The 12,388-nt window shown below is 67.4% G+C and carries 13 protein-coding genes; 5 read left to right on the top strand and 8 right to left on the bottom strand.

What is annotated here, in order from left to right:
• Nucleotides 1-128: 128 nt before the first annotated feature.
• Complete coding sequence (locus tag ABD225_RS09560) at nucleotides 129-524, top strand: DUF1304 domain-containing protein (RefSeq protein ID WP_344084129.1); 396 nt, start codon at nucleotides 129-131, stop codon at nucleotides 522-524.
• 88 nt (nucleotides 525-612) lie between these two features.
• Here the strand turns inward: ABD225_RS09560 and ABD225_RS09555 are convergent, their stop codons facing one another.
• On the bottom strand, nucleotides 613-1,539 hold the full coding sequence (locus ABD225_RS09555) for an alpha/beta hydrolase (protein ID WP_344084126.1): 927 nt from the start codon (nucleotides 1,537-1,539) through the stop codon (nucleotides 613-615).
• Between the two features lie 63 nt (nucleotides 1,540-1,602).
• On the opposite strand from ABD225_RS09555, the gene ABD225_RS09550 reads away from it, so the two are divergent.
• Nucleotides 1,603-1,899, top strand: a complete 297-nt coding sequence (locus tag ABD225_RS09550; RefSeq protein WP_344084123.1) for a hypothetical protein — start codon at nucleotides 1,603-1,605, stop codon at nucleotides 1,897-1,899.
• A gap of 65 nt (nucleotides 1,900-1,964) precedes the next feature.
• Entirely contained in the window at nucleotides 1,965-2,849 is an 885-nt protein-coding gene (gene ppk2, locus ABD225_RS09545) for a polyphosphate kinase 2 (protein WP_344084135.1), read from the top strand.
• 95 nt (nucleotides 2,850-2,944) lie between these two features.
• Here the strand turns inward: ppk2 and ABD225_RS09540 are convergent, their stop codons facing one another.
• Nucleotides 2,945-3,445, bottom strand: coding sequence for a DUF2599 domain-containing protein (locus ABD225_RS09540; RefSeq protein WP_344084120.1), 501 nt, complete (start codon nucleotides 3,443-3,445; stop codon nucleotides 2,945-2,947).
• 81 nt (nucleotides 3,446-3,526) lie between these two features.
• On the opposite strand from ABD225_RS09540, the gene ABD225_RS09535 reads away from it, so the two are divergent.
• On the top strand, nucleotides 3,527-4,720 hold the full coding sequence (locus ABD225_RS09535; protein ID WP_344084117.1) for a hypothetical protein: 1,194 nt from the start codon (nucleotides 3,527-3,529) through the stop codon (nucleotides 4,718-4,720).
• Between the two features lie 97 nt (nucleotides 4,721-4,817).
• Here ABD225_RS09535 and ABD225_RS09530 read toward each other — a convergent pair whose 3' ends face one another.
• From ABD225_RS09530 to ABD225_RS09505, 6 genes are all read right to left on the bottom strand, one after another.
• Nucleotides 4,818-5,207: a hypothetical protein gene (locus ABD225_RS09530; protein ID WP_344084114.1), complete on the bottom strand. Its 390-nt coding sequence runs from the start codon at nucleotides 5,205-5,207 to the stop codon at nucleotides 4,818-4,820.
• A 129-nt stretch (nucleotides 5,208-5,336) separates the two neighbouring features.
• On the bottom strand, nucleotides 5,337-6,632 hold the full coding sequence (locus ABD225_RS09525) for an ArsB/NhaD family transporter (RefSeq protein WP_344084112.1): 1,296 nt from the start codon (nucleotides 6,630-6,632) through the stop codon (nucleotides 5,337-5,339).
• Entirely contained in the window at nucleotides 6,629-7,228 is a 600-nt protein-coding gene (locus ABD225_RS09520) for a CBS domain-containing protein (protein ID WP_344084109.1), read from the bottom strand. Before ABD225_RS09520 ends, ABD225_RS09525 begins: the two co-directional genes overlap by 4 nt.
• 21 nt (nucleotides 7,229-7,249) lie before the next feature.
• Nucleotides 7,250-8,605 carry a serine hydrolase domain-containing protein gene (locus ABD225_RS09515; RefSeq protein ID WP_344084107.1) on the bottom strand — a complete coding sequence of 452 codons (1,356 nt, stop codon included), beginning with the start codon at nucleotides 8,603-8,605 and terminating at the stop codon, nucleotides 7,250-7,252.
• 69 nt (nucleotides 8,606-8,674) lie between these two features.
• Complete coding sequence (locus tag ABD225_RS09510; RefSeq protein WP_344084104.1) at nucleotides 8,675-9,943, bottom strand: NYN domain-containing protein; 1,269 nt, start codon at nucleotides 9,941-9,943, stop codon at nucleotides 8,675-8,677.
• An 87-nt stretch (nucleotides 9,944-10,030) separates the two neighbouring features.
• Nucleotides 10,031-11,239, bottom strand: a complete 1,209-nt coding sequence (locus ABD225_RS09505; RefSeq protein WP_344084101.1) for a neutral zinc metallopeptidase — start codon at nucleotides 11,237-11,239, stop codon at nucleotides 10,031-10,033.
• A gap of 191 nt (nucleotides 11,240-11,430) precedes the next feature.
• Here ABD225_RS09505 and ABD225_RS09500 point away from each other — a divergent pair, with 191 nt between their 5' ends.
• Nucleotides 11,431-12,348 carry a hypothetical protein gene (locus ABD225_RS09500; RefSeq protein ID WP_344084098.1) on the top strand — a complete coding sequence of 306 codons (918 nt, stop codon included), beginning with the start codon at nucleotides 11,431-11,433 and terminating at the stop codon, nucleotides 12,346-12,348.
• The last annotated feature ends 40 nt before the right edge of the window (nucleotides 12,349-12,388 follow it).

Genomic DNA, 12,388 nt, shown 5'->3' with positions numbered 1-12,388 from the left:
CATTCCGACGCCCCCACGACATCCCTCGCCCGCCCGACCACGAATCGCCCGTTGATCAGCGGTTCCCTAGGTCGACATGGGGACCAGGCCGCGGGGGAGGTAGGCGGCGGGCCTGCGAGAATGCGGGCGTGACCACGATCGGGCTCTTCTTCGCCGCGCTCGCCGCCGCGATCCACGTCTACATCTTCGTGCTGGAGTCGCTGCGCTTCGACAATCCGGACACCCGGAAGGTCTTCGGGGTCAAGAATGCCGATCAAGCCGAGCATGTGCGGCCGTGGGCGTTCAACCAGGGCTTTTACAACCTCTTCCTCGGACTGGGTGCCTCGGTCGGCGTCTTCTTGTGCGCCTTCAACCGGCACGGCACCTCGGCATACAGCCACGGCACCGCGCTGCTGATCTTCTGCTGCGCGTTCATGGTGGCCGCCGCGCTGGTGTTGCTCGTGACCGACCGGCGCAAGATGCGGGCGGCCATCGTGCAGGGCGCCGCGCCGGCGCTCGCGCTGCTCTTCTTCCTGCTCGGCTAACGCCGGGCGGCCGCGTAGCCGCCTATCGACGCGCCTACCGCCTGGTACTGGTCGCGATCACTGCCAATACCAGGCGGTAGGTCGGGAGTTAGCTCGGCAGGTGGGAGTCCAGCCAGGCGATGACGTCGGCGGTGACCTCGTCGCGGTTGGTCTCGTTGAGCAACTCGTGGCGGGCGCCGATGTAATAGTGCGTGGTGACGGTCTTCACCCCGGCCTTGCGATACTGCCCGGCCACGGCCTCCACGCCCTTGGTCTTGGCACCGACGGGGTCCATCGAGCCCGCGATGAGGTGAATTGGCAGGTCCTTCGGCACCTTCGCCGTTGTGTCCGTGCTGTGGATATAGCTCAGGCCGCCGAGCAGATCGATCCAGAAGCCGGTCGTAAAGACATTGCCGCACAACGGATCCGCGACGTACTTGTCGACCTCGTCCGGGTCGCGTGAGAGCCAGTCGAAGTCGGTCCGGTTGGGCTTGAAGTCCTTGTTGTACTGCCCGAAGGACATCGTGTTCAGCAGGCCGGAGTTGTGCTTGCGGCCCCGCGCCCGTGCCTGCGCCTGCGCCACCCCGAGCCCGACCTTGCCGAGCGCGCCAGCGTCGCCGGCGGTCCCACACAGGATCAGCCCGGCGAGCTCGGAGCCGTGGCGGGCGGCATACGCCCGGGCCAGGAAGGACCCCATCGAGTGGCCGAAAAGAAAGACGGGCAGGCCGGGGTATGCCGCCCGCGCGGCCTGGGTGACCGCATACAGATCCTCGGCGACGACGCCGAAGCCGTCCTTGTCGGCGAAGTAGCCATGCCCGGACCCGAGCGGATTGGTGTGGCCGTGGCCTCGGTGATCGTTCGCGTAGACGACATAGCCGGCCGCATTGAGTGCCTCGGCGAACCGGGTATACCGCTGAGCGTGCTCGGCCATACCGTGGGAAATCTGGACGATCGCCTTGGGCGGGGCCTCGGGGGCCCAGATGTAGGTATGCAGCGCGGCGCCGTCGGTGGCCTGAAGGGTCGTCGTCGTGGTCACGGCGTGACTCTACGGCCGAGACAGCGGGTGACAAAGCATCCTGTGGCGTTGAACACTGGGGGCATGGCAGCTGGGGACACGACACCGAAGTATGGCGAGAGTCAGGGACCGCAGGATGGGCAGATCCGCCCGATCCCGGTGCCCGCCACGCCGAGAGACCAACTTTCCGAGGCGGAGCGGCTGATGCTCGCCAAGCGCGAGGCACGGCGCAAGAACATCAACGGGATGCTCGCGATGAGCAGCGGTCTGGCGACCGTGCTCTTCCTGATCATCGGATTCGTCTTCGACGGCTGGGTCTGGGGATGGATCGTCTTCCTCATCCCTGGGCTGGTCCGCACCTATTTGAGCAACAGCGAATAGCCGCAGGTGTGACCTAGGGACTAGGCGGCGCCACCCTCGCTCAATAGGGTTCGATCGTGAGCCAGATGAATCTGCGGGAGTACATCGACAGCCTCAAGACGAGCGGCTATACGGTCCGCGATGACCACGGGGACGACCCGATGCTCATCGCGCCGGATGGCAATGCCGTCGAGACCTGGCGGGAAAACTATCCCTACGACTCCCTGATGACGCGCAATGACTACGAGGTCGAGAAGTACCTCCTGCAGATCGAGTTGCTGAAGTTCCAGTACTACGTCCAAGACACTGGGGCCAAGCACGTGCTGGTCTTCGAGGGCCGCGACGCCGCCGGCAAGGGCGGGACGATCAAGCGCTTCATGGAGCACCTGAACCCCCGGTCCGCGCGCGTGGTCGCCTTAACCAAGCCGACAACGACCGAGCTAGGCCAGTGGTACTTCCAGCGGTATGTCGCGCACCTGCCCACCGCCGGTGAGATCGTGCTCTTCGACCGCTCCTGGTACAACCGCGCCGGCGTCGAGCGGGTCATGAGCTTCTGCTCCGATGAGGAGTACGACACCTTCATGAAGCAGGCGCCGGCCTTTGAGCAGATGCTCATCGACTCGGGCACGACCGTCACCAAGTTCTGGTTCTCGGTGACCCAGCAGGAGCAGCGCACCCGCTTCGCGATCCGGCAGATCGACCCGGTGCGCCGCTGGAAACTCTCCCCAATGGACCTCGAGAGCCTCGACAAATGGGAGGCCTACACCGCCGCCAAGGAGGCAATGTTCAAGCACACGGACACCAAGGGCTCGCAGTGGCACACGATCAAGTCCAATGACAAGAAACGCGCTCGCATCAACGCCATGCGCCTGTTCTTGAACATGCACGACTACGACGGCAAGGACCCCGAGGTCGTCTTCGACCCCGACGAGAAGATCGTCGCGCGCGGCAAGAAGGCCGTCGGGGACTGATCGCCGACGGTCGAGTTCGGGAAACACGCCGAGGATGCGGTGCTCGCGTCGGCGTGTTTCCCGAACTCGACGTGGTGGCGCGGGTGCGCCGGGGGTTACGAACGATCCGGGTCGGCGATCGGGCCTGGATTGCAGGCGGCGGCGATGGTCGCGGGATAGCCGGCGTCCGGGCGCCAGGGTTCGATGTGCCACACCGGTTTTCGCGCAGCGAAGTAGACGTGGCACACAAATTGGTCCCGCAGGCCCGGCGTCGGCGGCTCGGGCAACTGCGCCGTCACCTGCTCCCAGGCCGCGTCGACGATCTCGGGGCTGACCCGTGACCGGAGCGCATCCGCCGGGGTGATCTCGTATGACGCTCCGCCCGCCACCTCGATAACGCTCACCGTCGTGATGAGCTGCCCATAGCCCGCGGTGGAGGAGCTCGCGCTCGATGTCTCCCCAGCCCCCGAGGTCGAGGTGGCGCCCGTCGCGGTGGCGCCCTCCGAGATGGCAGAGCTCGGCGTCGGGGGTGACGACTTAGGCGATGGCGAGGACCCGGCGCCGCAGCCAGCGACGACGACGACCGCCGCCGCCGCCCCGAGGATCACCGCACGCATCCGCATACTCCATGATCGCCTGCGACCGGACGGCACAGCGCATCGGCCGGAGCACTGGGCGACCCGGGTTAGCCTGACCGGGTGCCGAAGCCACCAGCTAGCCCGGGCCGCCGCCTTCAGGGGGCCGTCGAGCCCGCGATCGCGAAGGCCGTCGGGACCGGTCGGCGGCGGACGGCGGCCGACCGGGCCGGTCGACTGCTGCCGGGCCGGATGCGCGCTCTGACGGACTTCTCCGGGTGGAAAGTCGGCGAATTCGCGCAGTATGCCGCCCTGCCCGCCGGCAGCCTCGCCGCCGGACGGCCGCCGGGCGCCGAGGTCAATGCGCGCGTCAATGCGCTCAGCGGCTCGCTCCCCGCGGAGGCGGTCTTGCTCAGCCGCGCAATTACCGACACCGCGCCACTGGCCGGCGAGGACGGCAATCCGACGCTCACCGATGTCTTGGAACGCTATCTGCCGGAAAGCATTTCGGCCTATGAGGTGTCCACCCGTCGGGGTCGCAAAGACTCCGCCGAAGGTCTGCTCATGACGCAACTGCGGCTGCTGCACACCGTCGCCCTCAATGTCGAGCAGGCCGAGGCCGAGCACAACGAGCGCGATCTGCAGATCCAAGATCGCTTCCTGCGGGAGCGCTTCGCGAACCTCACGCCGGGTGAACTCGACCTCTCCGACCGCAATGCCCCCACGCCAGCGGTGCGCGCGATCGACGCGCCTGCACGGGGACGGACCAAGTCGGTGGCGCCGGACGCGCGCGCCTTCCTCGACCCCGACAACCATCCGGTCGTGCTCTTCAAACGCGCCAGCGGCGGCACCTGGGATCTCGGCCTGCGGCTCGCCCTGCCGAAAGGTCATGCGACCGTCCTCGGCATGGTCGAGGAGACCACCGCCGGGGCAACCTTATTCGCGCACAAGGCAAATCGACGGCTCTTCGGCACGCGGCGCGCCACGGGCTTCAAGGCGCCGCAATCGGATCTGACACTGCCGCTGAAGCTGCTCGCGCCGAAGCGCTTCTTCATCTACGCCCAAAGCGAGCTCGGCCGCGAAATCACCGAGACAGTGCTTTTCCTGCGCGCCGAGAATGGCAGCCAGGCGGAGCTGCCCACTGGCCTGACCAACCACCCGCGCGCCGCGCTGACGGTCATCGCGACGGCCTATGACACCCCAGACGGCCTTGTGGTGCGCAACGAATCGGTGGTCTTTCCGGACTTGCGCACGGCCTGCGAAGGCTTCGGCTACGGCAATATCACCTGGCTGGACCGACATACCCCGATCGTGTGAAAGCCTTGCGGCGCCTGCGATCCGGTGGGATCGCAGGCGCCGCACAGTCCTCGCGGGGCATGGGATCACCATCGCCCGCCGAGGCCAATCGGGTGTCTCAGACGGGCAGTGTGGCCGCGCAGACCTCGCCCGTGCGCCAGTTGAAGGCACTCGCTCCGAAATTGTCGGTGCCGGCCTGGTCGGCGGTCTCAGCGGAGACGCGGACGTCGCCATTGGCGTCCGCGCGCTTGGTCCCTCCATAGACGCCAGTGAAGTTGTCGACCATGCCGAGGGTCCAATAGTTGCCCGAGCCGGAGCCATTGACGTCGAGGGTGACCGCGATGCGGCCGGAACCCGGCGTGGCGGTCAAGGTGACGACCGAGCCCTTGGAGCAGTAGGTGACGGTGCCAACGCTGAAGTCGGCGGCGTGGGCGGGAGCGCTGAGGGCGACGGCGCCGGCGATGCCTGCGGAGGCGATCAGGGCGCTGGTGAGGCGGCGGTAGGGCATGAGGAGCCTTTCGAGTGGGTCAAGGGACGCTCGACAAGACCCCTTCTGCCCCTGTCCTCGGACCGCCACGGTGAGCCATAGCGACGGTTCTGCGGCAAGCGAACGCCCGCCCGTCGACCTGACTGTGACCTAGCTGAAATATCGGAGCAGGACATAGGGCACCGTGCACAGCACAGTGACCGCCGTGACAATGAGGCCATATTTCGTGAACTCCCAGAACGAGATCGGGTGCCCATTGCGCTTCGCGATGCCGCACACGACGACATTGGCGCTGGCCCCAATGGCGGTGGCATTGCCGCCGAGATCGGCCCCGAGCGCGAGCGCCCACCACAGTGATTGCTGGTGGGGTGGCAGGCCGGGTGCCGGGCCGACGAGGTCGAGGACGAGCGGGGACATCGTGGCGACATAGGGGATGTTGTCGATGATCCCGGACAGCACCGTCGAGCCGATGAGCACGCCAATCGCGGCGCCCTGCGGGTTGGCGCCGATGACATCGGTCAGGCTGCCCGCCAGTTCGGTAATGACGCCTTGGTGCACCAGCGAGCCGACCATGATGAACAGGCCGGCAAAGAAAAGCAGTGTCTCCCACTCGACATCCTCGAGGTAGGCACGCGGTTCGAGACGCGAGATCAGAATCGCGACGCCCGCGCCCAGCAGCGCGATGATCGAGGGCTCGATGTGCGTCAGCGAGTGCGTCACGAAGCCGGCGAGCACCACGACGAGGAGCACCGACATCTGCCGCAGCAGCCGGGCATCGCTGATCGTCTCGCGCGGGGTGAGCGCCATCACGGCCTTCGAGCGCTCGGGATCGTGCACCAGCAGGCGCCCCCACAGCAACCAGGCAAGGCCGATGAACACGATGAGGAGAACCAGCACGATCGGCGCCAGGTGGACCAGAAAGTCGTTGAAGGTCAAGCCTGCTCGGCTGGCGATGATGATATTCGGCGGGTCACCGATCAGCGTCGCGGTGCCGCCGATATTGCTCGCCATCGCCTCGGCAAGCAGGAAGGGAATCGGCTTCAGGCCCATCCGGTCACACAGCAGCAGCGTCACCGGCGCGACCAGCAAGACGGTGGTGACATTGTCGAGCAGGGCCGAGGCGAAGGCCGTGATGACGATGAGCATCACCATCATCCGGAACGGCCGAGCCTTCGCCCGCTGCGCCGACCAGATCGCCAGGAACTCGAAAACCCCTGTCTCCTTGAGGATTCCGACGATGATCATCATCCCGAAGAGCAAGAAGATGACATTCCAGTCGATGCCGGTGTCCTCGGAGAAGAACATCTCGTGTCCGCGCGTCGCACCGATGATCACCATCGCGGCCGCGCCGCCCAGCGCCACGGCGGCGCGGTTCAGCTTCTCCGTCGCGATCAGGACGTATGCCGCGGCGAAGACCGCGATCGCCAGCCAGGCCGTGGCGCTCACGAGGTGTGAGCCTCCGGCGACCCCGCTCCGTTCGCCTCGTCATCGCCTGCCGAGTCATCCCGCCCCGAGAGGAAGCCGGAGGTGCCGCGGTCGATGATGTCGCGGGCGAGTCGGCGGCGGACCAGGTCGCTGTCCTCGCCCGCCGCTCGGGCGATCGCCGCGAGCACGCGGGTCATCGTGACCACGCCGAGGTAGCCCGACTCCTGCGCCATGACGACGATGAGCGGCGTGTGGTTCTCATCCATCATCGAGGCGATCTCGATAAGAGTGTCGTTGGGATTGACCTTGGGCAGGCGGGCCGGCGTTAGTCGCTTCGCATCGATCAGCTCGCCGAGAGTGACGGTGCGCAGCTTGGTGCACAGTTCGTCGGCGCCCGCCTCGTCATACGCATGGGCGAGTTTGGGATCGTCGCGAACATACTGCGGCAGAACGACAGAGAGCAGCTGGCTGCCCGGAACGACGGCGATCGGAATGCCGGACTCGTCCCCGACGACGAGGGCATTGAGACGAAACTCCGCGACGATCCGGGCCGCCTCCGCCCCGGTGGTCGCCCGTCGGACGATCGGCACCTGTTCGGCAAGCTGGTCCGCGCGCATGGACCTAACCCTGCCACCGAATCAGCGGCTGGTGCCCAGCGCGATCACGAGGTCCGCGACAAGCGCGTCGGTGCGCAGATCCTTGCTCTCGATACTCGGACTGAAGCCGAGGCGGACGACGACCAGGTCGGCGGACGGGACGACATACACGCGCTGACCGTCGTGGCCCTGAGCCCAATAAGCATCGGCCGGCACGCTCGGCGCCACGAGCGTGCCGTCGGCGGCGCGATTGGCCCACCAGCCCGCGGCATACCCGGGCTCCTCGGTTTTCTCGACCTGCTGCGAGGTCGATGAGCGGGCCATCCAGCCGGGCGGGAGGAGTTTCTCGCCGCCCCACTCACCGTCCTGGAGCGCGAACTGCCCGATGGCTGCCCAGTCGCGCGGGGTCGCCCACAGATAGGAACTGCACACCGGATTGCCCGTCGCGTCCGGCTCCCAGACGGCCGAGGACAGACCGAGAGGAGCGAAGAGCTCCTGGCGCGGCAGATCGGCCCTGACGCCGGTCCGAGCGGTCAGCACCGAGCACAGGATGTTGGTGCTGCCGCTGGAGTACTGCTGATAGGTCCCGGGAGTATGCCGAATATCCAGCCCCGCGGCGTAGGCGCCCATGTCCTTCTCGCGGTAGAGCATTCGCGTCACCGGAGTGCCCAGGGCATAGGTCTCGTCCCACGACAAACCGCTCGTCATCCGCATCAGCTGGTCGATGGTGATCTCGGCCTTCTGGCCGCTCCATTCGGGACGCAGCTTCGCCTCATCGACGCTCAGAACACCCTCGGCGACCAACCGGCCGACGAGCAGATTCGTGACGCTCTTGGCCATCGACCACCCGAGTTGCGGTGTGGCAGCGGTGAATCCATCGGCATAGCGTTCGCCGACGATCTTGCCCTTGTGCAGCACGACGATGCCGCGCGTGCCGAGCGCGTTGTGCTGATCGGCCGGGAGGTCATCGCCGAAGGCCTTCCCGATGGCCTTGGCCACAGCCGTGCGCGGAGTCGGCGTCGGCACTCTCGCGAAGGGATTGCCCTTCACTCCGAGCGTCGTCGCACTGCCTAGGCGCGGCTTCTCCGCGGCCACCGTGCAGCCGAATCCCTCCGTGTACCAAGCCTTTTGACGGGCGAGCACACCCCAGAGACTCCCGGTCGTCTCGGCGCCATCGACACTGCCGCGCAGATAGGGAACAAGCGGGTTATCGGGCAGGTCACTCGCCGGATCGTCTCGGCCGGCGATCTCGCGGACCGCGCATTCGTTGTGCGCGGCATAGCCGGTCGCGGTGAGAAGGATCGGCCGCTCGTACCAGTACCCCGCGACCCCGCCGACGACGACCAGCCCGAGCAGTCCCCCGATGCTGCGCCGGAGGATCCGGCCTGTTCTGCTCATGCCGTGAAAGGTAGTCGATCCGCTCGGCTGGCGAGTCGGGCTGCCGACCGTGTCGTGGCGCCGTCGCCGTCAGTTCATCTTCAGGCGTTTGACGTGCATCCAGAAGCGGTCGCGCAACTCGTGCCGGGCGATGTCATCGATGTCGTAAATCCCGCTCCGGCTGGACAGATCGAGCAGCAGGGTGCGATCCAGATCGCCCGGGATGAAGGGCTCACCCTTGCGCAGGTCGATGAGCATCGCGGGGGTCGCCGAGGCCGTCCAGGAGACCAGCACCTGACGGACCACCGCGTCAATCAATTCAACCGTGATGCCGTCGGAGTCCTCGCCGCGCCCGGGGTCGCCGGTGGACGTCGACCACATCGGCGTCTGGGTCGTGGGGATCTTCGGCGGCACGATGGTCGTCGGCCGCTTGCCGGCCAGCACCGACGGCTTGGGTGCCGACGGAGCCGGAGGTATGCCGTCGCTCCCCTGCTCGACCATCTCGCGGTTCGCCGGGTGCTGGTCGGCGCCGGCCGCTGGGGCGGCGGGCCCTGTCGGCTGGGCGTCCTTGTCCGGAGCGGATGGACCCGGGCCGGGCCGGGGCCCGGGGATGGGCGGGACTGCCGGCCGGTCGATGGTCTCAGGCATCTCGGACGCCGACCCGGCGACCGGCGCCGCCGGCTCGAGCCCAGCTGCGGCCTCACCTGGTGCCTCCGCTGACCCCACCTCGGGCACCGCACCCGCAGCGCCATCAGCAGGCCCCGCCGCGGTTTCCTCCTCTCGGGCCGGGATGAGCGCCGGATCGATGGCGAGCGACTTGACCGCGTCATCGACGACGGCCGCGTCGATGAGCATGACGCCATCGGCCTCGCGCTGAAGGTTCTTGGCCACCGCGTGCGGGCGGCCGCGGTGGTCGGGTACGGCGAGGATCATGACCTGCAGTCCGTGGAATTGGGCTTCCTCGACCGCCTCGGTCAGGTCGTCATCGCCGGAGACGAGATAGATGATGTCGACGACCCGATTGCGGGCATAGGTCGCCATGTCCAGGCCCATCCGCAGGTCGACGCCCTTCTGCTCCCCCGTCTGCGAAAGCCGCCCGAGACGCAGCTTCACGCGGGGCAACATGCCGATCAGGTCCTGGTGGATGTCCGGCCCACCCCCGGGGCGCCCGCCGGAGTCATACCAATTGACCCGCAGCAGCGGCATACCGCTGTGCTCCTCGGCCTGCGAGATCAGGCCCTGGATCAGGGCCGGGTGATCGACCTGCACCCCGCGGCGCAGCGAGGTCCCGGTCACGCGGGTCGCTGACGATGCGAGCAGATAGCCGGCATCGACATAGATCGAGCAGTAGGACCTCATATGCCGATCCTTTCATCCGCCGGACGACTCGGGGGCCAGGCGAGCGATTGCCCGCATGGCCCCCGAAGCACCGGATGGCTGCGCTGATCAGCCGGCGAGGATGCCCGGCAGCGCCTTGAGGAAGAGCGCCTGCACGGTCTTGCTCGGCAGGACGTTGACGCCATTCTTCTTGGCCAGCGCCGCACCCCACGCGGCGGCGCGCGCCCGCTGCTGGGGGGTGCCGTGATGGCCGTTGCTGTCGGTGGAGCAGTCGCCGACGAGGTGGGCGACCTCGACGGCCTTGTTGACGCGGTCCATGTTGAAGTTCAGGCCCTTGCGGTGCGCGTCCAGATAGGTGGCATAGGCGTCCGCCATCAACTCCATCATCCGGGTGTTCTCCGGCGAGGTGGTGGCGGGGTAGGCGTGGTTCTCGAGCTGGATGTGATGGCCGAACTCGTGCGAGAAGACCATCTGCGGGCCGACCTCGATATTGCCGGTGTCGCGCAACGCCTTGATGATGCCCTCGCCCATGACGATGCGGTCGCTGATCCCGTTGAAGATCGGGTCCTGCTCCCCCTCGGCGGTGAACGCGAAGGCGTTCAGCGAGAAGATCGGGTTGTTGCCGCCGCGCAGGGCGGTGGTGTCCTTGATGAGCGGGATGAGCAGGTCGGCCAGCTCGGCGGCCTCGGCAGAGGTGGTCCCGAACATCAACGAGATGATCCGGATCACGCGCGGGCGGTCGACCACCATGTCGCTGGTCATCGCCATGACGTCGATGTCGCCATTCTTGATGTCCCAGAAGCCGCGCGCGACGGCCATCGTGCCGCGGACCTTGCCGGTGGTGCCCGGGGTCAGGGCATAGTCCGGATTGGTCTTGGAGCCGTAGAAGACCGCGTCATAGGTCGGGTAGTCGAAGACGCCCAGGATGGCCAGGACGAAGAGGCGGTTGATCGGGATGCCGTTGAGCAGGCGCGTGACATAGCCGTCGAGCGCGGTCGGCTGGCAGGTCTCGCCCTTGAGGTAGCTCTCGACCGCGCCCTGGATCGGGCCGTGCGGCAGCCCCTGCTTGGCGAGGAAGGCGTTGCGCTTGGCCATCCAGTCCTTCGGAAGCTTGGCCAGCAGCGCCTTGACTTCCTTGGCGGCTTGCGGGTCGGTGGTGTAGCCGGTGCGGACGTCATAGACGTAGCGCTTGGCACCGGTTTCACTCGCGAGCGATGGCGCCGGAGCGGCGGAAACCGGGGCCGACGCGAGGCCCAGCCCTAGGCCGAGTGAAGCGGTCGCGACCAGGACGGTCGCGCGCAGACGGACAGCAGACATACGAAAAACTCCCCAGATGTGTTGCCTTCGCGAACTCTCGCGAGCGACCCCCTGCGGGTCACGCTAGGCACCCTAGCCCGAAACTCCGGGCCGGGTCCGGGGGCCTCCCCGTGTCGCACGCCGCCGGATTCGGGTTCAATGACGGTATCCGCTGGCCCTGTTTGCCGGTGGCTCACCGAGGGGAAACACATATGCAGACCAAACGCCGGGGCATCCTTCCGCTGATCCTGGGCTTGTTGTTGATGTTCGTCGGGGCACCCGCCTTGCTCATCGGCGGAGCCGTCTATGGCGTCAAGGGCCTGGTCAAGGTTGCCGAGGAAGCGCCGGTTCATCAGCCCGGCGACACGGTCACGCTGACCAAGGACCAGCCGGTGCTCGTGCTCGTCGACACCGGCCCCGCCTCCGGCACCTCGATCCAATCCCAAGCGACCACCCAGCAGACGTGCACGATCGCGGGTCCTGATGGCGCAACGCTGAGCGCCGGCAACGAGGTCAAGGGTCTCGTCGCGAACTTCGACGGCCGCCGGTGGGAGAGCGCCGGATCGTATGACGTCACCACGAGCGGGGACTATGCCTTCACCTGCGCCGGTCCCACCAAGATCTTCACGGGCGAGGACGCGCAGAAGTTCGGCGGCTCGTCGGTTCTGGCCATCCTCGGGGGCGTCTTCGGCTCGCTGCTCGTCGGACTGATCGGCCTGATCCTGACGATCGTCGGCATCGTGAAGCTCGTGCGATCCGGTCGTGAGCGCCGCATGGGTGGCGGCTACGGCGGCTATGGCGGACCCGGGCCGTATGCCGGCGCGCCCGCCCCCCAGCAGCCCTATGGCACCCCGCCGCAGCAGCAGGGTGCGTATGCCGTGCCCCCGCCCCCCGCGGGCAGCACCTCGGGCAGCGCATATGGCAGCACCCCGCCGAGCACGACCGGCGCGGGTCCCTACGGCACGACGCCAACGGCATACGACACCACCCCGATCCCCCAAACGCCTCCGACGACGCCCGCTGGGCCCGTTGGGCCGGCCGACGGGATCACGCCGCCGCCCGCTGGCCGTGGCACCCCGCCCCCGCCGCCGCCTGCGGAAGGTCCGACCTACCGCGACCCGACGGCCTAGGCCGCAAGCCAAGAAAAGTCGAGTTCGGGAAACACGCCGA

Origin of the sequence: Nostocoides veronense, from assembly GCF_039531185.1 — a bacterium.
GTDB classification, from domain to species: Bacteria; Actinomycetota; Actinomycetes; order Actinomycetales; family Dermatophilaceae; genus Nostocoides_A; species Nostocoides_A veronense.
The sequence above is the reverse complement of the archived record's forward strand: the minus strand, read 5'-3'. Positions and strand labels throughout refer to the sequence as shown.